20 protein-coding genes and 4 tRNA genes are annotated in these 24614 nt (G+C 53.1%); 1 reads left to right on the forward strand and 23 read right to left on the reverse strand.

Annotated features, from left to right (window positions below):
• Positions 1-41 precede the first annotated feature (41 nt).
• The 20 genes from rpsJ to BLP78_RS04565 form a co-directional block, all read right to left on the reverse strand.
• Positions 42-350 carry a 30S ribosomal protein S10 gene (rpsJ, locus tag BLP78_RS04470; protein ID WP_004180980.1) on the reverse strand — a complete coding sequence of 103 codons (309 nt, stop codon included), beginning with the start codon at positions 348-350 and terminating at the stop codon, positions 42-44.
• 88 nt (positions 351-438) lie between these two features.
• On the reverse strand, positions 439-1629 hold the full coding sequence (gene tuf / locus BLP78_RS04475; RefSeq protein ID WP_025040225.1) for an elongation factor Tu: 1191 nt from the start codon (positions 1627-1629) through the stop codon (positions 439-441).
• A 24-nt stretch (positions 1630-1653) separates the two neighbouring features.
• Positions 1654-3744 (reverse strand): elongation factor G, encoded by a 2091-nt coding sequence (fusA, locus tag BLP78_RS04480; RefSeq protein WP_090456943.1) that lies wholly within the window; start codon positions 3742-3744, stop codon positions 1654-1656.
• A 124-nt stretch (positions 3745-3868) separates the two neighbouring features.
• Positions 3869-4339: a 30S ribosomal protein S7 gene (gene rpsG, locus BLP78_RS04485; RefSeq protein WP_025042219.1), complete on the reverse strand. Its 471-nt coding sequence runs from the start codon at positions 4337-4339 to the stop codon at positions 3869-3871.
• A gap of 90 nt (positions 4340-4429) precedes the next feature.
• On the reverse strand, positions 4430-4801 hold the full coding sequence (gene rpsL / locus BLP78_RS04490; protein ID WP_025042218.1) for a 30S ribosomal protein S12: 372 nt from the start codon (positions 4799-4801) through the stop codon (positions 4430-4432).
• Positions 4802-5305: 504 nt separating this feature from the next.
• A complete protein-coding gene (locus BLP78_RS04495; RefSeq protein ID WP_090456946.1) occupies positions 5306-6718 on the reverse strand; it encodes an aspartate aminotransferase family protein in 1413 nt (470 codons plus the stop codon).
• Positions 6719-6795: 77 nt separating this feature from the next.
• The gene (rpoC, locus tag BLP78_RS04500) at positions 6796-11025 is read right to left on the reverse strand and encodes a DNA-directed RNA polymerase subunit beta' (protein ID WP_090456948.1); all 4230 of its coding nucleotides are present in this window, start codon (positions 11023-11025) and stop codon (positions 6796-6798) included.
• 91 nt (positions 11026-11116) lie between these two features.
• On the reverse strand, positions 11117-15190 hold the full coding sequence (gene rpoB, locus BLP78_RS04505) for a DNA-directed RNA polymerase subunit beta (protein ID WP_090456950.1): 4074 nt from the start codon (positions 15188-15190) through the stop codon (positions 11117-11119).
• Positions 15191-15361: 171 nt separating this feature from the next.
• Positions 15362-15742, reverse strand: coding sequence for a 50S ribosomal protein L7/L12 (gene rplL, locus BLP78_RS04510; RefSeq protein ID WP_090456952.1), 381 nt, complete (start codon positions 15740-15742; stop codon positions 15362-15364).
• A gap of 56 nt (positions 15743-15798) precedes the next feature.
• Positions 15799-16323, reverse strand: a complete 525-nt coding sequence (rplJ, locus tag BLP78_RS04515) for a 50S ribosomal protein L10 (protein ID WP_025042213.1) — start codon at positions 16321-16323, stop codon at positions 15799-15801.
• 438 nt (positions 16324-16761) lie between these two features.
• Positions 16762-17454, reverse strand: a complete 693-nt coding sequence (gene rplA, locus BLP78_RS04520; protein ID WP_090456954.1) for a 50S ribosomal protein L1 — start codon at positions 17452-17454, stop codon at positions 16762-16764.
• Positions 17455-17886, reverse strand: coding sequence for a 50S ribosomal protein L11 (gene rplK / locus BLP78_RS04525; protein WP_025042211.1), 432 nt, complete (start codon positions 17884-17886; stop codon positions 17455-17457). It lies immediately after the preceding gene.
• A gap of 105 nt (positions 17887-17991) precedes the next feature.
• Positions 17992-18525, reverse strand: a complete 534-nt coding sequence (nusG, locus tag BLP78_RS04530; RefSeq protein ID WP_025042210.1) for a transcription termination/antitermination protein NusG — start codon at positions 18523-18525, stop codon at positions 17992-17994.
• Positions 18525-18869, reverse strand: coding sequence for a preprotein translocase subunit SecE (secE, locus tag BLP78_RS04535; RefSeq protein ID WP_090456957.1), 345 nt, complete (start codon positions 18867-18869; stop codon positions 18525-18527). Before secE ends, nusG begins: the two co-directional genes overlap by 1 nt.
• A gap of 173 nt (positions 18870-19042) precedes the next feature.
• A tRNA-Trp gene (locus BLP78_RS04540) sits at positions 19043-19118 on the reverse strand.
• A 54-nt stretch (positions 19119-19172) separates the two neighbouring features.
• The gene (gene tuf / locus BLP78_RS04545; RefSeq protein ID WP_025040225.1) at positions 19173-20363 is read right to left on the reverse strand and encodes an elongation factor Tu; all 1191 of its coding nucleotides are present in this window, start codon (positions 20361-20363) and stop codon (positions 19173-19175) included.
• Between the two features lie 39 nt (positions 20364-20402).
• Positions 20403-20477, reverse strand: a tRNA-Thr gene (locus tag BLP78_RS04550).
• Positions 20478-20566: 89 nt separating this feature from the next.
• A tRNA-Gly gene (locus BLP78_RS04555) sits at positions 20567-20640 on the reverse strand.
• A 161-nt stretch (positions 20641-20801) separates the two neighbouring features.
• A tRNA-Tyr gene (locus BLP78_RS04560) sits at positions 20802-20886 on the reverse strand.
• A 161-nt stretch (positions 20887-21047) separates the two neighbouring features.
• Complete coding sequence (locus BLP78_RS04565) at positions 21048-21515, reverse strand: FKBP-type peptidyl-prolyl cis-trans isomerase (RefSeq protein ID WP_090456959.1); 468 nt, start codon at positions 21513-21515, stop codon at positions 21048-21050.
• 127 nt (positions 21516-21642) lie between these two features.
• Between BLP78_RS04565 and BLP78_RS04570 the strand changes: the two genes are divergently transcribed.
• Positions 21643-22092: a YbaN family protein gene (locus tag BLP78_RS04570; RefSeq protein WP_090456961.1), complete on the forward strand. Its 450-nt coding sequence runs from the start codon at positions 21643-21645 to the stop codon at positions 22090-22092.
• Between the two features lie 121 nt (positions 22093-22213).
• Here BLP78_RS04570 and BLP78_RS04575 read toward each other — a convergent pair whose 3' ends face one another.
• The 3 genes from BLP78_RS04575 to BLP78_RS04585 all read right to left on the reverse strand — a co-directional run bounded on the left by BLP78_RS04575 (position 22214) and on the right by BLP78_RS04585 (position 24474).
• On the reverse strand, positions 22214-22882 hold the full coding sequence (locus BLP78_RS04575) for a YiaD family glycine zipper/OmpA-like lipoprotein (protein ID WP_090456964.1): 669 nt from the start codon (positions 22880-22882) through the stop codon (positions 22214-22216).
• 181 nt (positions 22883-23063) lie between these two features.
• On the reverse strand, positions 23064-23984 hold the full coding sequence (xerD, locus tag BLP78_RS04580) for a site-specific tyrosine recombinase XerD (RefSeq protein WP_090456966.1): 921 nt from the start codon (positions 23982-23984) through the stop codon (positions 23064-23066).
• On the reverse strand, positions 23971-24474 hold the full coding sequence (locus BLP78_RS04585; RefSeq protein ID WP_090456968.1) for a methylated-DNA--[protein]-cysteine S-methyltransferase: 504 nt from the start codon (positions 24472-24474) through the stop codon (positions 23971-23973). The genes xerD and BLP78_RS04585 overlap by 14 nt, the downstream gene beginning before the upstream one ends.
• Positions 24475-24614: the final 140 nt, after the last annotated feature.

The following is a 24614-nucleotide window of genomic DNA, read 5'->3' on the forward strand; positions in this document are numbered from 1 at the left end:
ATTCGTCAAAAAACGATTAACTAAAAATTAAATTCAAAAACTTACAACTTTATTTCCACATCCACCCCTGCGGGAAGGTCCAGCTTCATCAAGGCATCCACTGTTTTATCAGTAGGGTCCATAATGTCCATCAGGCGCAGATGAGTCCGAATCTCGAACTGATCGCGCGAGGTCTTGTTGACATGAGGGGATCGCAATACGTCGAAGCGCTCGATGCGCGTCGGCAGAGGCACAGGCCCCTTTACCACCGCCCCCGTCCGTTTGGCGGTCTCAACGATCTCCATCGCGGATTTATCGATCAATCGGTAATCAAACGCTTTCAGACGAATACGAATTTTTTGGCTTTGCATAAACGAACCTCAGGTTGAGGATTTGGATTTCGAATTGATGATTCGGCGCTGTGGCACTAAATCTTAAATCCTATCCTTGATCCTGTTATTACTCGATAATCTTTGCCACCACGCCGGCGCCAACGGTTCTGCCGCCCTCGCGAATGGCAAAACGCAGACCTTCTTCCATCGCTATCGGCGCGATCAGGTTGACCGTCACGGAGACGTTGTCCCCCGGCATGACCATCTCGGTGCCCGCAGGCAATTCAATCGCACCTGTTACGTCGGTGGTACGAAAGTAGAACTGGGGACGATAGCCCTGGAAAAACGGGGTGTGACGTCCACCTTCTTCTTTGCTCAGTACGTATATCTCGGCAGTGAACTTGGTGTGCGGGTTGATGCTGCCAGGCTTGGCCAACACCTGGCCGCGCTCGACGTCTTCCCGCTTGGTGCCTCGCAGCAATACGCCAACGTTGTCGCCGGCCTGCCCCTGGTCCAGCAGTTTCCTGAACATTTCCACGCCGGTACATACTGTCTTGATGGTGGGCTTGAGTCCTACTATCTCGATTTCCTCGCCCACTTTGACGATGCCGCGCTCTACGCGTCCGGTGACCACGGTGCCGCGCCCGGAGATGGAGAAAACGTCTTCCACCGGCATCAGGAAGGGGCCGTCTATGGCGCGAACGGGTTCGGGTATGTAGCTGTCCAGTGCATCGGCCAGCTTGAATATGGAGGGCTCGCCTATGTCGCTCTGGTCGCCTTCGAGTGCTTTCAGGGCAGAACCGATGACGATGGGGGTGTCGTCTCCCGGAAAGTTGTATTTGGACAGCAGTTCGCGCACTTCCATTTCCACCAGTTCCAGCAGTTCGTCGTCATCTACCATGTCCGCTTTGTTCATGTAGACGACTATGTAGGGCACCCCTACCTGACGCGCCAGAAGGATGTGTTCGCGGGTCTGCGGCATCGGCCCGTCCGCAGCCGATACTACCAGTATCGCGCCATCCATCTGCGCCGCACCGGTAATCATGTTCTTGACGTAGTCGGCGTGGCCCGGACAGTCAACGTGCGCATAGTGCCGCTTCACCGTCTCGTACTCGACGTGCGATGTGTTGATGGTGATGCCCCGTGCCTTCTCTTCCGGCGCCGAGTCTATCTGCGCGTAACTCTTCGCTTCACCACCAAACTTCTTCGTCAATACCATGGTGATCGCCGCCGTCAATGTGGTCTTGCCATGATCCACATGCCCTATCGTGCCAACGTTTACGTGCGGCTTCGTCCGCTCAAATTTACTCTTTGCCATGATCGTTCCTTTACTTGATTACCGTTATTTCTTATTAATAATTGCTTCAACCACACTTTTCGGCGCTTCGGAATACTGTTTGAATTCCATGGTATAAGTCGCACGTCCCTGGGTCGCGGATCGCAGCGAAGTGGAGTAGCCAAACATTTCCGCCAGCGGAACTTCCGCACGTATCACCTTGAGGCCGGGCAAGTCGTCCATACCCTGGATCATTCCGCGACGGGATGACAAATCGCCTACCACATTGCCCATGAAATCCGCCGGCGTTTCCACTTCCACCGCCATCATCGGCTCCAGCAACACTGGACTCGCCTTGCGCATCCCATCCTTGAACGCAATAGAAGCGGCCATTTTGAACGCGTTCTCGTTCGAATCAACGTCGTGATAAGAACCATCAAATAAAGTAACTTTGGCGTCCACCACTGGAAAGCCTGCCAGCACCCCATTCGGCAGCGTCTCCAGCAATCCTTTTTCTACCGCCGGAATGTATTCGCGCGGTACCGTTCCACCCTTGATGGCATCGACGAATTCAAATCCCTTACCCGCTTCATTCGGCTCCAGCTTGAGCCAGACGTGACCATATTGACCCCGTCCACCGGATTGCTTGATGAATTTACCTTCGATCTCCACCGACTTTTTGATGGCTTCACGATAAGCCACTTGCGGAGCACCCACGTTGGCTTCCACGCCAAATTCCCGCTTCATCCGCTCTACAATAATTTCGAGATGCAGTTCACCCATGCCGGAAATGATGGTTTGACCAGACTCTTCGTCGGTGCGAACGCGAAAGGACGGATCTTCCTGCGCCAGACGGTTCAATGCCATTCCCATCTTTTCCTGGTCAAGCTTGGTCTTCGGCTCCACTGCAACGTGAATCACAGGTTCCGGAAATATCATCCGTTCCAACGTGATCACTGCGGTGGGATCGCACAAGGTGTCACCGGTAACTGCCTCTTTCAAACCTACCGCGGCGGCGATGTCGCCAGCCCTCACTTCCTTGATTTCCTCTCGCTGATTGGCATGCATTTGCAGCAATCTTCCAATTCGTTCCTTCCGTCCTTTAAGGGGGTTATAGATGGTATCACCGGAAGACACCACGCCAGAGTAAACACGGAAAAAGATCAATTGGCCAACATAGGGGTCGGTGGCAATTTTGAATGCCAATCCGGAAAACGGCTCCGCGTCGTTCGCATGGCGTTCATCATGCCCGCCCTTCTCATCTTCTCCATTGATCGCGCTGATATCTACTGGTGAAGGCAAGTAGTCCAGGACGGCGTCCAGCATCGCCTGTACACCCTTGTTCTTGAATGCCGAACCACAAAGCATGGGAACGATCTCGTTACCGATCGTACGAATGCGCAGCCCTTTCTTGATGTCGGCGGGAGATAAATCACCCTCTTCAAGATATTTGTTCATCAACTCTTCATTCGCTTCGGCGGCGGTTTCCACCATTTTTTCACGCCACTGCTTGGCATTCTCCAGTAAATCGGCGGGTATATCGCGCTCCTCAAACTTAAGCCCCTGGCTCGCATCGTCCCAGTAGATGCCTTTCATCTTTATCAGATCAATAACACCCTCGAATTTATCTTCCGCACCGATAGGTAACTGTACGGGCACCGGATGCGCTTTCAGACGAGATTGAATCTGTTCATGAACGCGCATGAAATTGGCGCCAGCGCGATCCATTTTATTGACGAATGCGAGTCGCGGAACCTTGTATTTATTGGCTTGACGCCATACAGTTTCAGTCTGAGGCTGCACGCCGCCAACGGCGCAGAATACGGTGCAAGCCCCGTCGAGGACACGCAGCGATCGCTCCACTTCGATGGTGAAATCAACGTGACCCGGGGTGTCGATAATATTGATGCGATGATCGGGATAGTTCTTTTCCATCCCCTTCCAAAAGCAGGTGGTCGCCGCGGAAGTGATGGTGATGCCGCGCTCCTGCTCCTGCTCCATCCAATCCATCGTCGCCGCCCCGTCATGCACTTCGCCAATTTTGTGCGATACACCGGTATAGAACAATATGCGTTCCGTGGTCGTAGTCTTGCCGGCGTCGATATGCGCCATTACGCCGATATTCCGATAACGCTCGATAGGAGTTTTTCTTGCCACGATTCTTGAACCTTAAGGTTTTATTTGTCGGGAGCAAAGTGTCCCGACAAGTAATAAAATGAATTTTTTGTGGAAACAGGTCAGCCAGGAACCTGAATTTCGGTGATTGTTACCGTCACTGCCGCTAGAACCGATAATGTGCAAATGCCTTATTGGCTTCGGCCATACGGTGAACTTCCTCACGCTTCTTTACCGCGCCGCCTCGACCTTCGGCCGCTTCCGCCAATTCACCGGCAAGCCGCGCACCCATCGATTTTTCCGCTCGCTTCCGGGCAGCATCGCGCAACCAACGCATCGCCAGCGCATTACGCCGAATGGATCGCACCTCTACCGGGACCTGATAGTTGGCTCCGCCGACACGACGGCTTTTTACTTCCACCATGGGACGAACATTGGATAGCGCTTGCGTGAATACCTCTACCGGATCCTTGCCCGTTTTCTTCTGGATCTGATCCATTGCGCCATAAATAATGCGTTCCGCTACCGACTTCTTTCCCCGAGTCATCAGCACATTGACGAATTTCGCCACCTCGGTACTGTGGTACTTGGGGTCCGGCAAAATTTCTCGTTTGGGTACTTCTCTCCGTCTTGGCATTTTCTAACCTTGGGGGTAATTATTCAGCTTAAGGACAACGTGTTGAGTTCAATATATATCTGGCGCCCGGCGTTCAAACCGTTCTGAAGCCTATTTCGGCCTCTTGGCACCATATTTGGAACGACTCTGTTTACGATCTTTTACGCCGGCGGTATCCAGGCTACCCCTTACGGTGTGATAGCGAACGCCCGGCAAATCCTTGACGCGACCGCCACGAATCAGCACTACGGAGTGTTCCTGCAAGTTATGTCCCTCTCCGCCGATATAACTGGACACCTCGAAACCGTTAGTCAGGCGAACCCTCGCCACCTTGCGTAAAGCCGAGTTCGGTTTCTTTGGCGTAGTGGTATAGACGCGCGTGCATACTCCCCGTTTTTGGGGGCTGTTTCCCAGTGCTGGAACCTTGCTCTTCACACGTCTCGCCGCACGAGGCTTGCGTACTAACTGACTGATTGTCGGCATTTTATTCTCTACAAAATCGGGAAGGCGTTATAACCGTCCCGCTGGCAATATGAAATTTTTTTACCCTTTCGCGCCAGATATTTCTATCCAGGGACGGCTAAAAAACTGCGAATTCTAGGGGGTTTATCATGTGATGTCAAGCTAAAGTCTTTTTTGGTTTCTGATGAAAAGACAATTCTTCGGATCTTAAATACCTGTTCTCAAATGGCCTTTGGGGCGTCCCTCTTACTCTTATCCGGGTAAATGGCGTGCGCACGGCCGGAAGACTCTCTGGCAGGATGACGCATTATGGTATAGCTGCAACTGCATGATAGCGGCAGACCTGTGATCTGGATCGCCCTTATCGCTGCCCGGCAATAGCACCAAATAGTATTTATAAGGTACCTGCGGCAGACCGCGCCTACTTCAGCGGTCACCTCGCATTAGCCGGAAAGCCAGACTGGGAATCTGCTCGACTGGATTATTTAGGCGGAAACCGAACCTCGGCATATCCGGTATTTAATATCAGCTCGAGACAGCACGAACTTCGCGCCGCTTTGCGGTAAGTGCATGGCTGCCCAGCTTCTTCAATACCTCCCAGGCCGGTCCGGGAAACTTGTGCAATTTTATCATCACATCCTCAAGCGCTTCCAGGAACCAATCCACATCAGCTTCGCTGATATTCAAGGGTGGAAGAATTTTTACGATAGGCATGGCGTGCCCTGCTACCTGAGTCAAGATATGATGATCGTCCAGGAGAGGAAGAACGATCGCCTGGGCAAAAAGATTCTCATCCATCTTGTTGACCATAGCCCATGCCGCTCTGAGAGACATCGATTCCGGTTGGCCGAACTCGATGGCAATCATGAGGCCACGTTGACGCACTCCCTTCAGAAATTCGAAGCGGGGCACCATCGCCTCGATACCCTCACGAAAACGCGCACCCAACTCGATGGCGCGATCGGCAAGCTTCTCATCGTCCAGAACGGTGAGCGAGGCCAGACCCGCCGCCATTGCCATATTACCCATACCGAACGTCGAAGCATGAACGATCGCGCGATGCATGCCGTCGTAAACGCTATCATAAACTGCACGGCGCGTAATAGTCGCACCCAGCGGGATATAGCCACCCGAAATCGCTTTGGAGAGACAGATGATATCAGGGCGGAGTCCTTCAACCCATTGGCTCGCCAGAAACCGCCCCGTCCGCCCCATGCCCGATTGAACTTCGTCACAAATCATCAGCGTGCCATATTTCCGGCACAACTCTTGAGCACCGAGGATATACTCATCACTGGCGATATTGACACCCTTGCCCTGGATAGGCTCAAGGACAAAGGCAGCAACGTCGCCCTGAGCAAGGCGTGACTCGAGGCCGGCGAGATCGCCAAGTTTTACTTCCGAGCTACCGGGAAGCATTGGCTCGAAACCCCTCCGGAAACTCGCTTCCCCATTCAGTGATAGCGCCCCCATGGTCAGACCATGGAAGGCTTTGGCAAGATGCGCGGTGCAAGGCCGCCCCGTATACGCACGCGCGAATTTGATCGCAGCTTCGATCGCTTCGGTGCCGGAGTTGCTGAAATAAACGGTATCCAGACCGGGCGGCATGCGCTTCACGAGTTCGCGCGCCAGCGCAGCCGCGAGGGGTGGAGCGTCGAAACCGATCCATCCGGGAAAGTCGGAGTCCAGCACCTGCTGCAATGCGCCGCGAATGGTTGGATGGCGGCGTCCAAAATTAAAGACGCCCCAGTTGGTCAGGAAATCAAGATAGCGCGTGCCATGCTCATCCCAAAGATAAGGACCCTCGCCTCGCACCCACGTTCGATTGAAACCGAGCGTGCGTAGTACCTTGACGAACACCGGATTTATATAGTCTTCGTAAAGTTCGAAGTTTTTGCCACGTGTCTCGGCAATTATGGCTTCAATATCAATAGGCATGATTTAGTTTTCCACCAGACATTAATATGATGTTGGCGTTATCTCGCATGGCAGTTGCTGATCAATCTCTTTGTTCGTTAGACAGTATATCCGCTATTTCGCATTTCTCCCGCATCTTCCTCTCCCAGACCAGGCTTCTCACCTGCGTTTAACAACAGTTTCTGTTTTTTGCGCGTATTATGAAAAGCAAGACCCGTGCCGGCAGGAATAAGCCGACCGACGATGACATTTTCTTTCAAGCCTCGCAGATCATCCCGCTTGCCCATGATTGCCGCTTCAGTCAGCACGCGTGTGGTTTCCTGAAAGGAAGCTGCCGAAATGAATGAATCGGTGGAAAGCGACGCCTTGGTGATACCCAGGAGCATGAACTCATAGGTTGCCGGTTGCTTGTCCTCGGCCACCACGCTTTCGTTTTCCGACAACATGTCCGCACGTTCGACTTGCTCACCCGGAATAAAGCGTGTATCGCCCGCATCCACGATTTGTATGCGCCGCAACATCTGGCGCACGATTACTTCGATGTGCTTGTCATTGATCTTGACACCTTGCAGTCGATACACATCCTGAACCTCGTCAGTGATATAACGTGCAAGCGCTTCTACACCCAGCAAACGGAGAATATCGTGCGGATCGGCGGGCCCATCGACGATGCTCTCTCCTTTATTAACAACCTGGCCATCGTGGGCCGTGACGTGCTTTTCCTTGGGTATCAGATACTCATGAGAGATTCCGTCCAGATCGGTAATTACCAGGCGTTGCTTACCTTTCGTATCCTTGCCGAAGGATACGATACCGGTGACTTCCGCCAGTACGCCAGCATCCTTGGGAGAACGCGCTTCAAACAGTTCCGCGACACGAGGCAAACCGCCAGTGATATCGCGCGTTTTTGAACTTTCCTGGGGGATACGCGCCAGTACTTCGCCTACGCTGACCTGCTGCCCATCCCGGACCGTTATAACGGAACCGATTTGAAAGGTGATGCTGACCGATAAAACGCTCCCGGCGAGCCGCACTTCCTTGCCATCTTCATCCAGAAGCTTCACCATCGGACGCAAGCCCTTCGTCTGCACCACGCCACGCCGCTTCGGATCAATCACGACAAGCGTAGACAAGCCAGTGACTTCGTCTATCTGCTTAGCCACCGTCACGCCTTCCTCCACGTTCTCGAAGCGAACCTTGCCGGCGTACTCGGTAATGATGGGGCGAGTATGCGGATCCCACGCCGCCAGGATCTGCCCTGCTTTGACCACTTCACCGTCACGGATCAACAATGTCGCGCCATAAGGCGCTTTATGACGTTCGCGCTCGCGGCCGTTATCGTCATGTACTACCACTTCGCCGCTGCGGGAGATCGCAATCAGCTCATTGCGCGAATTGGTGACATACCGCATGGTCGGGGAATAACGCACGATACCGTTGGACTTGCTCTCGACCTGACTTGCTACAGCGGTTCTGGAAGCGGCGCCCCCGATGTGGAATGTGCGCATCGTGAGCTGGGTACCCGGTTCACCTATCGACTGGGCAGCAATCACCCCCACGGCTTCACCTACGTTTACCGGCGTGCCGCGTCCCAGGTCGCGCCCATAGCACTTGGCACATAAACCATAACGGGTTTCGCAGGTCAGCGGAGTACGTACTTTTACCTCATCTATACCCAACGCTTCAATGGTATCGACCGCGCTCTCATCCAGCAGGGCGCCGGCCGGATAAATCACGGTTTGCTGCTCCGGGTTGATGACGTCGTTCGCGACCACCCGTCCGAGTATGCGTTCTCTCAGTGCTTCTATGACCTCGCCACCTTCGACCAAGGCCTTCATTACGACGCCATTACTCGTGCCGCAGTCGTCCTGGGTCACCACAAGATCCTGTGTCACATCGACGAGGCGACGGGTAAGATAACCGGAGTTGGCAGTCTTCAATGCGGTATCGGCCAAGCCTTTGCGCGCACCATGCGTTGAAATAAAATACTGCAGCACGTTCAACCCTTCGCGGAAGTTCGCCGTGATGGGCGTCTCGATGATCGAACCATCAGGCTTGGCCATCAAGCCGCGCATACCCGCCAATTGGCGAATCTGGGCAGCAGAACCTCGCGCACCCGAATCCGCCATCATATAAATGGAATTGAAGGATTCTTGCGTCAGTGCCTTGCCTTTCTTGTCTTTTTTGACTTCTCCAGTTTCCAGATCGAGTATCGGCTCGACTCCCAGCTGGTCCATCATGGCTTTAGCCACCTGATCGCCAGCACGACCCCATATATCCACTACCTTGTTATAGCGCTCGCCTTGTGTCACCAGACCTGAGGTGTACTGAACCTCAATTTCCTGCACTTCCCTTTCTGAAGCACCGATGATGTCATTCTTCTGTACCGGCGTCAGCATGTCATCCAGACAGATCGATATCCCTGCGCGCGTAGCGTAGGTGAACCCCGCATACATCAATTTGTCCGCAAAAATGACCGTTTCGCGAAGTCCACAGCGCCGGAAGCTGGCATTGATGAGCTTGGAAATCTCCTTCTTCTTGAGCACCTTGTTCATCAGCGGAAAAGGCAGGCCGGCGGGGAGAATTTCGGACAGCAGCGCTCGCCCTACGGTGGTGTCATAACGCGTGGTTTTCTCATGACGTTCGCCATCGGCGTCTACGTCATACTCCTTGATTCTCACAGTAATTCTGGCATTCAGCTCGATTATGCGGCTTTCATAGGCGCGAGAAACTTCGCTGATGTTGGCGAACATCATGCCTTCGCCACGAGCGTTGATTTTTTCCCGTGTGGTGTAGTACAACCCCAGCACGATATCCTGAGACGGCACGATGACCGGTTCACCATTTGCCGGCGACAAGACATTATTGGTCGACATCATGAGCGTGCGGCATTCCATTTGCGCTTCCAGCGATAACGGCACGTGAACCGCCATCTGGTCGCCGTCGAAGTCGGCGTTGAATGCCGCGCACACCAATGGGTGCAACTGGATTGCCTTGCCTTCGATCAGTACCGGCTCGAATGCCTGAATTCCAAGCCGATGCAAAGTCGGAGCCCGGTTCAGCATTACCGGATGCTGGCGAATAACGTCCTCAAGAATATCCCAAACGATAGGGCTCTCGTTTTCCACCTCCCGCTTGGCCGCCTTTATGGTACTCGCGATACCCATTATTTCGAGTTTATTGAAGATAAACGGCTTGAACAATTCCAACGCCATTTTCTTCGGCAAGCCGCACTGGTGCAATTTGAGCTGCGGGCCGACCACGATGACCGACCGTCCGGAGTAATCCACACGTTTGCCCAGCAGATTCTGGCGGAACCGTCCGCCTTTTCCCTTGATCATGTCGGCAAGCGATTTTAACGGCCGCTTGTTGGCGCCGGTCATGGCTTTGCCGCGACGGCCGTTATCCAGCAACGAATCAACTGCCTCCTGCAGCATGCGCTTCTCGTTGCGCACGATAATTTCGGGGGCCTTCAACTCAAGCAAACGCTTCAATCGATTATTGCGGTTTATAACGCGACGATACAAGTCATTCAGATCGGAAGTGGCGAAGCGTCCACCATCCAGCGGCACCAACGGGCGCAACTCGGGCGGCAGCACAGGCAGGACCGCCAAAACCATCCACTCCGGTTTAATGCCGGATTTACAGAATGCCTCCAATACTTTCAGGCGCTTGGAGATTTTCTTCATCTTCGTTTCCGAGCCGGTTGTTCCCATCTCGCGCCGAAGATTATCAATCTCAACACGAATGTTGAGATTGCCCAATAAATCGCGCACACCTTCCGCGCCCATGCTCGCTCGAAAATCGTCGCCGTATTCTTCCGTTTTGGCACGATAGTCGTCATCCGTCAACAACTGACACCGCTGAAGAGGCGTCATGCCGGGATCCGTTACCACATAAGCTTCGAAATAGAGTACACGCTCGATATCACGCAAAGTCATATCCAGAACCATGCCCAGGCGGGATGGCAACGATTTCAGGAACCAGATGTGCGCTACCGGCGAAGCCAGTTCGATATGACCCATACGCTCACGCCGAACCTTCGACAGCGTAACTTCAACACCGCATTTCTCGCAGATCACGCCGCGATGTTTCAGACGTTTATATTTTCCGCACAGACACTCATAGTCTTTTACCGGGCCGAAGATCTTTGCGCAGAACAGGCCGTCCCGTTCCGGCTTGAATGTACGGTAATTGATGGTTTCCGGCTTCTTGACTTCACCATAGGACCAAGAGCGTATTTTCTCGGGAGAAGCCAGACCGATCTTGATCGAATCGAACTCTTCCTTCTGGGTAACCTGTTTGAATAAATCAAGCAGTGCTTTCATTTGTCACTCCTGTTGATCAGGGATCGATACATAAAATTTCCCGTGGAAAAGCGAGGAAAAAATAACCCTTCCATACCTCTACACAACATGGCTAATGCCGATCCAAATCAATATCCATTGCCAGCGAGCGGATTTCCTTCACCAGTACGTTGAATGATTCAGGCATGCCCGCGTCGATCTTGTGGTCGCCCTTGACAATGCTCTCGTACACCTTGGTGCGCCCATTCACATCGTCGGATTTGACCGTCAGCATTTCCTGCAGGGTATAGGCGGCGCCGTACGCTTCCAGTGCCCACACTTCCATTTCGCCAAAGCGCTGACCTCCGAACTGAGCCTTGCCACCAAGCGGTTGCTGGGTTACGAGGCTGTAAGGGCCGGTTGATCGCGCATGCATCTTATCGTCCACCAGGTGATGCAGCTTCAGCACATGCATATAGCCCACGGTAACAGGGCGATCGAACGCCTCACCGGTTCTGCCGTCGTGAAGCGTCACCTGACCGGACCTGGGGAGACCCGCAAGTTCCAGCATATCCTTGATTTCGTGCTCGGTAGCGCCGTCGAACACGGGGGTTGCAAAGGGCACGCCATCCGTCAGATTTGTCGCCAGATCCAGTATCTCCACATCCGTAAGCGAAGCAATGTCTTCTTGCTTACCACTCGTGTTATAGATCTTATCGAGAAAATCCCGGATCTCGGCAGTCTGGCCGCCGACGCGAAGCATATCGCCGATCTTGATTCCCAATCCCTTCGCTGCCCATCCGAGATGGGTTTCCAGGATCTGGCCCACGTTCATGCGCGACGGTACACCCAAGGGGTTCAGTACTACGTCCACGGGAGTACCATCCGCCATGTAAGGCATATCTTCTACCGGCACTATCTTGGAAATAACACCCTTATTACCATGACGCCCAGCCATTTTGTCTCCCGGCTGCAGCCGCCGCTTTACCGCGACATAAACCTTTACCATTTTCTGCACACCCGGCGGCAATTCATCGCCTTGGGTAAGTTTCTTTTTCTTCTCCTCGAAAGCGTCATCGAACGCCTTGCGTTTCTGCGCCAGACCTTCCTCGATCTGCTCGAGCTGCAAGCTCGCCTCTTCATCGGAAAGACGAATGTCGAACCAGTGATGCGGATCGATACTATCGAGATATTCCTTGGTGACCGGTGCGCCCTTGACGAGCTTTTTAGGCCCGCCAGTTGCAACCTTACCCTTGAGCAGGCGCTCGATACGAGCAAATGCGTCCCCTTCCACAATCCGCATCTGGTCAGCCAGATCCTTCTTGTATCGCTTCAGTTCATCATCGATGATCTGCTGGGCGCGTTTGTCACGTTCTATACCTTCCCGGGTAAAGACCTGCACGTCGATGACCGTACCGGAAATACCTGACGGCACTCGCAGCGATGTATCCTTGACGTCGGAAGCCTTCTCGCCAAAAATAGCGCGCAGAAGCTTTTCTTCAGGCGTCAATTGGGTTTCGCCTTTGGGCGTGACCTTTCCTACCAATACGTCACCGGCCTCTACTTCCGCACCGATATGAACGATACCGGAGGCATCCAGGCGTCCAAGCTGTACTTCCGACAGGTTGGAAATATCACCCGTAATCTCTTCCGTTCCCAGTTTTGTATCACGGCTCACCACCGACAGTTCTTCGATATGGATAGACGTGAAGCGATCGTTGGCAACGATACGCTCGGAGATGAGAATCGAATCCTCGAAGTTGTAGCCATTCCACGGCATAAATGCCACCAACATGTTCTGCCCCAGCGCCAGTTCACCTTTGTCCGTGGAGGCGCCGTCCGCCACCACGTCGCCGCGTGCAATTATGTCACCCACCTTCACCAGTGGCCGCTGGTTGATATTGGTGTTCTGGTTGGAGCGGGTGTATTTGATCAGGTTGTATATGTCTACACCCACTTCGCCCACGCGCGTTTCAATATCATGTACCCGCACCACGATACGGCTCGCATCCACATAATCCACGATACCGCCTCGCACCGCCTTTACCGCTGTTCCGGAATCCACCGCAACTACCCGTTCGATACCGGTGCCAACCAGAGGCTTCTCCGCACGCAGGCACGGGACCGCCTGCCGTTGCATGTTGGAGCCCATCAGCGCGCGGTTGGCGTCATCGTGTTCCAGAAAGGGAATCAACGACGCGGCTACCGACACGATCTGAGCGGGCGCGACATCCATGTACTCGATCCGATCCGGACTTGAAAGGGTAAATTCGTTCTTGTGACGACAGGAAACAATGTCGTTAGTAAAATTGCCATTGCTGTCCAGCTCTGCATTTGCCTGGGCAATCACAAATTGACCTTCTTCAATGGCCGACAGATAGTCGATCTCTTCGGTGACATGGCCGTTCTTCACTTTACTGTATGGGGTTTCCATGAAGCCATATTCATTGGTCCGGGCATACAGCGCCAATGAGTTTATCAGTCCGATGTTGGGGCCTTCCGGTGTTTCAATCGGACATACCCGGCCATAGTGAGTGGGGTGTACATCGCGCACCTCAAACCCTGCCCGCTCGCGCGTCAGCCCGCCCGGGCCCAACGCGGACACACGGCGTTTATGCGTGATTTCCGAAAGCGGATTGGTTTGATCCATGAATTGCGATAGCTGGCTGGAACCAAAAAACTCGCGCACCGCAGCCGATACCGGCTTCGCGTTGATCAAATCATGCGGCATCAGATTATCTGACTCAGCCTGGCTGAGCCGCTCTTTTACCGCTCTTTCGACCCGTACCAGGCCCGAACGAAACTGATTTTCCGCCAGTTCGCCGACCGAGCGCACGCGACGATTACCCAAGTGATCGATATCGTCGATTTCACCACGGCCATTACGCAATTCGACCAGAATCCTGATCACTGCGATAATGTCGTCATTGGACAGCGTTGTAGAACCATCCAGTTCGGTCTTGCCTATGCGGCGATTGAATTTCATCCGCCCCACCACTGAAAGATCATAGCGTTCGGGTGCGTAGAACAATCCGTTGAACAACGCCTTGACGGCGTCTTCGGTAGGCGGTTCACCGGGGCGCATCATCCGGTAGATGGCTACCTGCGCCGCCATCTGGTCCGCGGTCTCGTCTATTCTCAGTGTTTGCGATATATATGCGCCCTGATCGAGATCGTTTGTGTAAATGGTGTGGATCTCTTTTATATCCGCCTCGCGCAGTTTGGCGAGCAGCGTTTCCGTGATCTCATCGTTGGCAAGCGCCAGGACTTCGCCTGTTTCCATGTCCACCACGTTATGGCCCAGTATGCGGCCCAGCAGAAAATCTTCCGAAACCGCAAGTTTATCTATGCCGGCTTGCTGCATTTCACGAACGTGCTTGACGGTAATACGCTTGTCTTTCTGGACAATGACTTTGCCGCTTTTGGACACGATATCGAAACGGGCGGTATCACCACGCAAACGTTCCGGTATCAGTTCAAAGAGGATACCCTTCTGCGGCAGGTGGAAGGTATCAAATGAAAAGAAGCCCGCGAGAATTTGTTCCGGCGTATAGCCTATTGCTTTGAGCAAAACAGTAATCGGCATTTTACGACGACGATCGACGCGGAAGTAGAGGTAATCCTTGGGGTCAAACTCGAAATCCAGCCAGGAACCGCGGTAGGGAATAATGCGCGCAGAAAAGAGCAATTTACCGGACGAATGTGTCTTACCCCGATCATGCTCGAAAAACACCCCGGGTGAGCGGTGCAGTTGAGACACGATCACGCGCTCGGTTCCATTGATAACGAACGAACCCGTGTTGGTCATGAGCGGAATCTCGCCCATGTAGACTTCCTGCTCCTTTACCTCCTTCACGGTTGGCTTGGAAGCTTCCTTATCCATGATCGTCAAGCGGACTTTTGCCCGCAAGGGAGACGCATAGGTAAGGCCGCGCTGCTGACATTCCTTGACGTCAAACGGCGGCATGCCAAGCACGTAATTAACGAAGTCGAGACGGGCATTCTTGGAATGGCTCTCGATCGGAAAAATCGACATGAACGCGGCCTGCAATCCTTCGGTGGCGCGAAAATCAGGGTCGACTTGAGCTTGCAGAAAAGCTGCGTAAGACTCGATTTGAGTAGCGAGAAGAAAGGGAATCGGCAAAACGCTGGCACGCTTTGCGAAACTTTTACGGATACGTTTTTTCTCGGTAAACGAATAGCTCATGGAATCTCTCCGGGGGGTCAGAAGACAGATGGACAGAAAATTGGAGCAGAGTACCTTTTTTTAGCTACCGTGCTGAGTGTTCTGGCGCATAAAAATGCGGGAATCCGAACGTTAAAATAGCCAGTATCTGGCGGCGTCTTTCACGCCGCCAGCTGGTCTTATCGTTTTATCTTATTTGATCTCGGCAGTTGCGCCGGCTTCGGTCAGCTGTTTCTGGATGGCTTCCGCATCGGCTTTGGCGATACCTTCCTTGACGGCCTTCGGTGCACCGTCCACCAGATCTTTTGCTTCTTTCAAACCCAGTCCGGTAACCGCGCGCACTACTTTGATCACGTTTACTTTGCTATCGCCCACGGCGGTCAGCATTACGGTAAATTCCGTTTGCTCTTCCACAGCGGCGGCGGCACCACCGGCGGCGGGTGCAGCCGCCACGACGGTAGCAGCGGCAGCGGAAACGCCAAACTTCTCTTCCATTTCCTTAATCAGCTGAGAAAGCTCCAGCACGGTCATATTTGCAATCGATTCTAAAATTTCTGCTTTGGCTATCGCCATGGTTTTCTCCTGATTATTAACCTGATTGATTACGATCTCGAAATACTAAAACCGGACTAAGCGGCTTGTTTTTGGTCACGGACAGCTGCAACGCCGCGGACAAAACGGGTAGGCACTTCATTGAGTGTTCGAACGAAGTTGGCAATGGGCGCTTGCATCGTACCCAACAGTTTCGCAAGCAGCTCGTCACGGCTTGGGAGAGAAGCAAGGCTTGCGACGTCATTGCTGGACATCAGCAAATTAGCCATGGCTCCAGCTTTGATCACCAACTTATCATTGGTCCTGGAAAACTCGTACAACACCTTGGCCGCCGCAACGGGATCACTCCCGATACCATAGACAAGCGGACCGACCATATGCCCGGAAAGCTTCGAAAATGGTGTATCTGAAATTGCTCTACGCGCGAGCGAGTTTTTGACGACCCTGAAATATATTCCCGATTGACGCGCCTTCGCGCGCAATTGCGTCATATGTCCAACGGTAAGACCGCGGTACTCCGCGATAATGATTGCCTGCGCATTCGCCACCTGAGCGCTTACTTCAGCAATTACTGCCTTCTTTTCTTCTAAATTTAGACTCAAGGGCATTCTCCATCAGTTAAAAGCGACACCGAGCTCAGATTCTGGTATTGATTGATATGGGTAAACCCATAAAATTCAAAACCAAACCTGGCAATCTACTCAGCTATCGCGAACCGGCGACCTTAAATCAGGAGTTCAATCTGTTCCTGTTTTTGGGGCACGCCATCTGCGCTGGGCGCCTGAGATGGAGAAAAACAGAAGCGAGAGCGATATAAACACTACTCAGCCTCTCTCCCATCTCTACTTGCAATTAAGTTCCAAGCAATGGTTTGCATTCAATAAACTGCTTCACAGCTTATCGTTACGCTCTGCCATCGCTCAACAACCCCAACGGTCTTTGACAACCCGCCGAACAGGTACAACATGCCAGGTACGGCATGCCTCTCCGGCGGCCCAAAGTCTTACAAATAATTCCACTAAACTTAATGCATTTAAAGCTCAACGCATGCTGGCCTGATCCACACGGACGCCTGTTCCCATGGTGCTGGAGACCGAGATCTTCCTAAGATAAACACCTTTGGAGGCGGCGGGCTTGGATTTGTTGAGCGCATCCACCAGCGCCAGCATATTTTGTATCAGCGCGTCTACGGTAAACGATGCGCGACCGATAGTGCACTGAACGATGCCCGCTTTATCGGCGCGATATTGCACTTGACCTGCCTTGGCATTTTTTACCGCACCCACAACATCCGGCGTCACCGTACCCACCTTGGGATTGGGCATCAACCCACGCGGCCCCAGTATCTGTCCCAATTGTCCGACAATACGCATGGCATCAGGGCTTGCGATAGCCACATCAAAATCGATATTGCCTGCTTTGATCTGTTCCGCAAGATCCTCAAACCCGACAATATCCGCACCGGCTGCAAGCGCCTCTTTGGCCTTATCACCCTGGGCAAATACGGCGACACGCACTGTTTTGCCAATGCCTGCAGGCAGAACCACCGAGCCGCGAACAGCCTGGTCGGATTTTTTTGCATCAATACCTAAATTCACCGCCACGTCGATGGACTCGTCAAATTTTGCGGTGGCGGTTTCCTTGATGATCTTGAGAGCGTCCGGTAGGGGATAAAACTTGCTACGATCGACTTTTTCGATAATCGCCTTGAAACGTTTGGATACGTGTGCCATTTATATGCCCTCCACTTCGACGCCCATGCTGCGGGCACTGCCGGCAATCGTGCGCACTGCGGCATCCATGTCCGCCGCTGTCAAATCCGGTGTTTTTATTTTGGCGATTTCTTCTGCCTGTTTCCGTGTCAACCGGCCTATTTTATCGGAATGAGGCTTGGGACTGCCTTTGCTGACGCCCACCGCTTTCTTTATCAGAACGGTCGCCGGCGTGGTTTTCATGATGAAAGTGAAGCTCTTGTCGGCGTAAGCGGTAATGACAACCGGTACCGGCAGCCCGACTTCCATTTTCTGAGTCGCGGCGTTAAACGCCTTGCAAAACTCCATGATATTCAATCCTCGCTGGCCAAGCGCAGGACCTATCGGTGGGCTAGGATTGGCTTTGCCTGCCGCGACTTGCAATTTGATATAGCCGACTATCTTTTTTGCCACAATAATTCTCCTTTTGGGTACAAACGAACGTTACTACGCTCTCCCCGTTAACAACAAACAGGGCGGCATGCTCAATCCTGAGCGCCAACCCATTCCACTCTACACCTAGGCTTTTTCGACTTGACTGAAATCCAGCTCTACTGGCGTGGGCCGGCCGAAAATGGAAACCGAAACCCTGATCTTGCTCTTGTCATAATTGACATCTTCCACGTTACCGTGGAAATCGGTGAACGGCCCTTCCTTGACGCGAACTGCCTCACCCGTTTCAAAAAGAACCTTGGGCTTGGGTTTCTCCACTCCTTCCTGAATCTGATGGAGAATATTCTGCACTTCCTTGTCGCTGATGGGTGTCGGCTTCATGGCCGAACCGCCGATAAAACCCGTTACCTTAGCCGTATTCTTGACCAGATGCCATGTCTCGTCGGTCATCTCCATCTCGACCAGTACATAGCCCGGAAAAAATTTCCGTTCGCTGAGATTCTTCTGGCCTCCCTTCATCTCAATCACTTCTTCTACCGGAACAAGTATCTGTCCAAATTTTTCCTGCATTCCGGCACGGTTGATTCGTTCCTTCAACGCGCGCTGCACACCCTTTTCGAATCCGGAGTAGGCATGAACCACATACCACTTTTTATCCATCACCCCTCCTGTCCCATCAGATATTTCACCGCGATCAACAAGCCCGCGTCTACCATCCATAAAAACAGAGCCATTACCAGAACAAAACCAAAAACTATTCCGGTAGTTTGCATCGTCTCTTTACGGGTCGGCCATACAACTTTCCGGGTTTCTTCCGATGACTCTCTACTGAACGCATAGAACTGTTTGCCCTGGGTAGTAAACCAGACCACCACCGCCGCCAGAACGATACCGGCGAGCACGGAAATAACGCGTATTACCATGGCGCTATCGCTCAGGTAATAGAAACCGGCAATACCCGCGATCAACAGCAGAAGCGCGAATCCCAACTTGATCTTATCCACTACTCTATCCCACTCTGCCTGTAATGCTTATCAGTAAATGAAGCGGTGCAGGAGCTGATCATACGATTTGCAACCTCAGCTCTCCATGCAATATGTTGGTGGTATTATGAAGCTTTGCTTCCCTAGAAAAATATGCAGCAAGCTATGATGACTCTCAATAGCGTCTCTTAGGGTGGCAGGCCAGGAGGGCATCGAACCCCCAACCTTCGGTTTTGGAGACCGACGCTCTGCCAATTGAGCTACTGGCCTGTATTTCGGACATGAATACAAAGGTCTTCAATGTTTGGAATGAGCTTGGTGACGTCACTCGATAATCTTTGCCACCACGCCGGCGCCAACGGTTCTGCCGCCCTCGCGAATGGCAAAACGCAGACCTTCTTCCATCGCTATCGGCGCGATCAGGTTGACCGTCACGGAGACGTTGTCCCCCGGCATGACCATCTCGGTGCCCGCAGGCAATTCAATCGCACCTGTTACGTCGGTGGTGCGAAAGTAGAACTGGGGACGATAGCCCTGGAAAAACGGGGTGTGACGTCCACCTTCTTCTTTGCTCAGTACGTATATCTCGGCAGTGAACTTGGTGTGCGGGTTGATGCTGCCAGGCTTGGCCAACACCTGGCCGCGCTCGACGTCTTCCCGCTTGGTGCCTCGCAGCAATACGCCAACGTTGTCGCCGGCCTGCCCCTGGTCCAGCAGTTTCCTGAACATTTCCACGCCGGTACATACTGTCTTGATGGTGGGCTTGAGTCCTACTATCTCGATTTCCTCGCCCACTTTGACGATGCCGCGCTCTACGCGTCCGGTGACCACGGTGCCGCGCCCGGAGATGGAGAAAACGTCTTCCACCGGCATCAGGAAGGGGCCGTCTATGGCGCGAACGGGTTCGGGTATGTAGCTGTCCAGTGCATCGGCCAGCTTGAATATGGAGGGCTCGCCTATGTCGCTCTGGTCGCCTTCGAGTGCTTTCAGGGCAGAACCGATGACGATGGGGGTGTCGTCTCCCGGAAAGTTGTATTTGGACAGCAGTTCGCGCACTTCCATTTCCACCAGTTCCAGCAGTTCGTCGTCATCTACCATGTCCGCTTTGTTCATGTAGACGACTATGTAGGGCACCCCTACCTGACGCGCCAGAAGGATGTGTTCGCGGGTCTGCGGCATCGGCCCGTCCGCAGCCGATACTACCAGTATCGCGCCATCCATCTGCGCCGCACCGGTAATCATGTTCTTGACGTAGTCGGCGTGGCCCGGACAGTCAACGTGCGCATAGTGCCGCTTCACCGTCTCGTACTCGACGTGCGATGTGTTGATGGTGATGCCCCGTGCCTTCTCTTCCGGCGCCGAGTCTATCTGCGCGTAACTCTTCGCTTCACCACCAAACTTCTTCGTCAATACCATGGTGATCGCCGCCGTCAATGTGGTCTTGCCATGATCCACATGCCCTATCGTGCCAACGTTTACGTGCGGCTTCGTCCGCTCAAATTTACTCTTTGCCATGATCGTTCCTTTTTAAAGCACCTTTATATTCACGTCCTATGGAGCCCATGGCCAGGATTGAACTGGCGACCTCTCCCTTACCAAGGGAGTGCTCTGCCACTGAGCTACATGGGCAAGCGTCTTCTTGCCTAAAACCTGTCACTTACCTTCAGTATCCTGCAACAATTTGCCAACACTTTTCGGTTTTTCTCTGGCTCCGAACCTGGAGCGGGTGAAGGGAATCGAACCCTCGTCGTAAGCTTGGAAGGCTTCTGCTCTACCATTGAGCTACACCCGCATCTAGCCATCGATCTGGATTGAAGCGCCCAATCAACTTATCAGAGAAAAGGCGTCGCGCACCACCATGCGTCGCCCGCTATCTAAAACCGGGCTCATCAGGATTGCAGACGTTACCAGCGCCTTGCAGCCCTGCCATACCTCTGTATACACCACCTGATTTGGTGGAGGGGGAAGGATTCGAACCTTCGAAGGCAGAGCCGTCAGATTTACAGTCTGATCCCTTTAACCGCTCGGGAACCCCTCCAAACGAAACTGCCAATTGTGAATGCTTTAAGCTGATAAGTCAATGTGCATTTCAGGGTTTTTTGCTTGGCAACCGCGGACACTCACGATAATGAAATAGCCGGATTCAATCATCTGAATTAGTTATTTCGAGAAGATGGCAATATCTAATCGCCAAGAGAATCAGTGTGTAGATCCTTGGCGCAAACCTAACAGCTCAACCTCGAAAATCAGTGCTGCGTTCGGTGGAATGACCCCTTGCCCCGCCCCTCGCGCGCCATACGCCATATCGGCGGGAATGATCAAAGTCCGTTGCCCCCCCACCTTCATGCCGGCCACACCTCGATCCCAGCCTTTGATTACGCGGCCCGCACCCAGCAGAAACGAAAAAGGCGCGCCGCGATCACGCGAGCTATCAAATTTTGTTCCTTTTTTATCCGCCGCACTGGGATCGTAAAGCCAGCCGGTATAATGCACTTCAACCGCCTTACCGACCACTGCCTCTTCGCCGGTGCCTATCTTGGTATCTTCTTTTATAAGTTCGGTCACGTTGGACACTCCCTGCCTGGTTTCAGAAAATGCGGCCTGGGGCAATAAAACCATGCCCAGTAGTAGTATGCTCAAATTGATCAGTGTGTTTACCTTAGACATGATTGCCCCAAGATTGAATTAGTATTTTGCACGCCCTCAACGCTTTATTATACCGGCTAACCGCCCACGCTTGATAAAAGAGCGGTTAAATTTTTGAACTCGTCGATATTTCCATAAGCCCAAGCATATGCAAGAGCGTCTGAATGATGAGGTATGTCAGGAGCAGCAAGAGCCGCCTTCAATACGGCTGCACGATTCGCCTGTCATACGATATCTCTATCTGGCAGCGGGGTTCGCTGCGCTGATACTTGCCGTGGCAGGCATAGTGCTGCCAATATTGCCTACCACTCCCTTTATACTGCTGGCTGCGGCCTGCTTCGCGCGCAGTTCGAAACACTTCCATGACAGACTCCTGGCCAATCGCATTGCAGGTCCGATCATCCGCGAATGGATCGAACACCGCAGCATTCCACGGCGGGTCAAGCGCTGGGTTTACTTCCTGCTGGCGATATCATTCGGCAGTTCCATCCTGATGATGCCGTCTGTCTGGCATCAGGTGATGCTGGCTGTGCTGGGCATCATCCTGGTTGTGTTTATCTGGCGCATACCCGTCAGGGATTTGCCTACCGGTCCATGACGACGTGCACAGTCGATGACAACCCATGGCGGGCTGGTGCATTCAATTCGCTCCAATGAGCACGAGACGATGCAACCAGCCCCATTTTAACCACCCGTCGTTTATTGCGTCGCCGACGGTCTTACTCTGAAGCGGCTTGCGGCTCGGCCACAAAAATTTCAACACGACGGTTTTTAGCTCTGTTTGCGGGCGTATCGTTGGCGACGAGAGGCTCGCGGGAACCACGACCATCGATACTGATGCGATTCGAGGAAACGCCCCGGCTCACCAGATAATCCCGCGTACTGGCCGCACGGTTTATAGACAAGGGATTATTGATTGCATCGCTACCCGAGTTGTCGGTATGTCCAATGATCGTTACCTGGGAAGCAGTGTTATTGCTCAGGCTCGTCGCAAAACTATCCAGCACCGGTTTGAAATCATTTTTGATCTCCGCGCGACCGGTATCAAATGAAATATCGCTGGGGATATCCAGCTTCAGGCGGTTATCCGATGTCTTGACGACTTGTACACCCGTACCTGAGGTAGCTTGTTCCATTTCTTTTTTTTGCTGTTCCATTCTTCTGGACCACACATTCCCGGCAATGGCCCCAAGGCCGGCGCCCGCAGCGGCACCAATCGCCGCACCTGTCCCTTTACCTGCAAGAGCGCCAATTATTGCGCCTGTACCTGCACCGATCCCCGCGCCTATTGCCGTGTCTCGAGTTCTGTTCTGTGTTTCAGGCGTGCTGGCACAACCAGCCATCGTCAAGACCATCGCGATGGAAATAATTGATAATTGATTACGCATGATTTTCTCCTTATTTGTCGGTAAAGTTATGCAGAGCGGCGATTATTTCTTCATATCATCAGCTCGCTTAAACTAACTCTAGCAGAGGATGGATGAAAACGAATTTTTTTTACCTGGAGAAGTGCGGCTATTCTATTTGTATCTCTTCATCAGGATCATGATGGGTGAAAGAAGCTATCAATCACCCTCGTGGATGATGCAGGGCATGAATGCGCTTCAACCGTTCGCGCGCCACGTGAGTATAGATTTGCGTGGTGGAAATATCCGCATGGCCCAGCAGCAATTGCACAACGCGTAAATCAGCACCGTGATTGAGCAGATGCGTAGCAAAAGCATGTCGCAACGTGTGTGGCGACAACGGCTTGGCGATGCCGGCCTGGCGCGCATAACGTTTGATCAGATACCAGAAAGCCTGGCGTGTCATGGCCGAGCCACGGGTGGTAATGAACAGTGCGTTGCTCGATTTCCCCTTCAGCAACCCCGGTCTGGTCTCTCTAGTGTAACGGGCCACCCACTCCAGCGCGTCTTCGCCCAAGGGCGTCAACCGCTCTTTTCCGCCCTTGCCGATTACTCGTACGATACCCATGTTCAGGCTGATTTGCGGGCTTTCCAGACTGATCAGTTCAGATACGCGGAGTCCGCTCGCGTATAGCACTTCAAGCATGGTGCGATCACGCAATCCCAATGGGACCTTGACATCGGGCGCATCAAGCAAGGCTTCCACATCCGCCTCGGTGAGGCTCGCGGGCAAATTACGGGGCAGCTTGGGTGTATCGATATTGAGACTTGGATCAACCTGAATTCTTCCCTGGCGCAACAGGAAACGGTAGAACCGCTTTAAACTCGACAGTTCGCGGCTGGTAGTGCTCGCCTTCACCCTGGCGGAAACCTTACAGGCAAGAAACTCCAACAGATCCGGATGAGTCGCCGCTACCAGCAAGCTATCATTCTGTTTTCGCTCGCTCTGTTCAGCCAGCCATTGGCTGAATTGTTGCAGGTCGCTGCGGTAGCTTTCCAGCGTATTACGCGATAAGCCGTCTTCCAGCCACAAGGCATCCGAGAATTCGTCTAGCAAGAGTGAGTCAAGCTCAGGCCCCTTCATGGTGCAACAGCCAGCGTTTGATAGTAAGCGGAACGCCGTCGCTCGCATTCATAAACCCGCCCAGTCCGCCGTTCTTAGCGATAACGCGGTGACAGGGAATAATTATCGGAAGGCGGTTGGCTCCGCATGCCTGCCCCACCGCACGCGGGGCTGAATGCAGTTGTGCAGCAATATCGCCATAACTACGTGTAGTCCCGCTGGAGATATCCTGAATGGCACGCCATACCCTGCGCTGGTGAACCGTGCCGCCAATGTGCATCGATAGATCGAATATAAAGCCCGGATCAGCCAGATACGCCTGCAACTGCTCGCAGACTTCCTTGGCCAAAGCGGTGCGCGGTGCAAGTAAAGGCGTATCGGCGGGCAGGTACGCTATATCGGTCAGCCAGTCTTCCTCGATACGAAGACCGAGTACGGCAAATGGGGCAGCGAGCTTTGCCTGATAGTCATCTGCTGATTTTTCTTTATGGGCAACCTTAGGCTTCATCATCGCTTATTCATCGTACTTACCGTGCCGCCTGGGGCGGAGAATTCAGTCAGAGAGGCTTTTGAAAACAGTATACTGTCCGCTTTGACTTTATGCGGATAGTCCGGCGATAATCAACCATTATCCGGCCTGAGTAATCTGTC

This window comes from Nitrosospira sp. Nsp1 (assembly GCF_900100985.1).
Classification (GTDB): Bacteria; Pseudomonadota; Gammaproteobacteria; order Burkholderiales; family Nitrosomonadaceae; genus Nitrosospira.

What these genes read in the sequence shown, in the direction of transcription:
- rpoB (WP_090456950.1), bottom strand. Translation starts at nt 15,190, where the DNA reads ATGAGCTATTCGTTTACCGAGAAAAAACGTATCCGTAAAAGTTTCGCA.
- rplA (WP_090456954.1), bottom strand. Translation starts at nt 17,454, where the DNA reads ATGGCACACGTATCCAAACGTTTCAAGGCGATTATCGAAAAAGTCGAT.
- rpsL (WP_025042218.1), bottom strand. Translation starts at nt 4,801, where the DNA reads ATGCCGACAATCAGTCAGTTAGTACGCAAGCCTCGTGCGGCGAGACGT.
- BLP78_RS04565 (WP_090456959.1), bottom strand. Translation starts at nt 21,515, where the DNA reads ATGTCTAAGGTAAACACACTGATCAATTTGAGCATACTACTACTGGGC.
- nusG (WP_025042210.1), bottom strand. Translation starts at nt 18,525, where the DNA reads ATGGATAAAAAGTGGTATGTGGTTCATGCCTACTCCGGATTCGAAAAG.
- BLP78_RS04495 (WP_090456946.1), bottom strand. Translation starts at nt 6,718, where the DNA reads ATGCCTATTGATATTGAAGCCATAATTGCCGAGACACGTGGCAAAAAC.
- xerD (WP_090456966.1), bottom strand. Translation starts at nt 23,984, where the DNA reads ATGAAGGGGCCTGAGCTTGACTCACTCTTGCTAGACGAATTCTCGGAT.
- rpoC (WP_090456948.1), bottom strand. Translation starts at nt 11,025, where the DNA reads ATGAAAGCACTGCTTGATTTATTCAAACAGGTTACCCAGAAGGAAGAG.
- tuf (WP_025040225.1), bottom strand. Translation starts at nt 20,363, where the DNA reads ATGGCAAAGAGTAAATTTGAGCGGACGAAGCCGCACGTAAACGTTGGC.
- tuf (WP_025040225.1), bottom strand. Translation starts at nt 1,629, where the DNA reads ATGGCAAAGAGTAAATTTGAGCGGACGAAGCCGCACGTAAACGTTGGC.
- rpsJ (WP_004180980.1), bottom strand. Translation starts at nt 350, where the DNA reads ATGCAAAGCCAAAAAATTCGTATTCGTCTGAAAGCGTTTGATTACCGA.
- rplL (WP_090456952.1), bottom strand. Translation starts at nt 15,742, where the DNA reads ATGGCGATAGCCAAAGCAGAAATTTTAGAATCGATTGCAAATATGACC.
- rpsG (WP_025042219.1), bottom strand. Translation starts at nt 4,339, where the DNA reads ATGCCAAGACGGAGAGAAGTACCCAAACGAGAAATTTTGCCGGACCCC.
- BLP78_RS04575 (WP_090456964.1), bottom strand. Translation starts at nt 22,882, where the DNA reads ATGCGTAATCAATTATCAATTATTTCCATCGCGATGGTCTTGACGATG.
- BLP78_RS04570 (WP_090456961.1), top strand. Translation starts at nt 21,643, where the DNA reads ATGCAAGAGCGTCTGAATGATGAGGTATGTCAGGAGCAGCAAGAGCCG.
- BLP78_RS04585 (WP_090456968.1), bottom strand. Translation starts at nt 24,474, where the DNA reads ATGATGAAGCCTAAGGTTGCCCATAAAGAAAAATCAGCAGATGACTAT.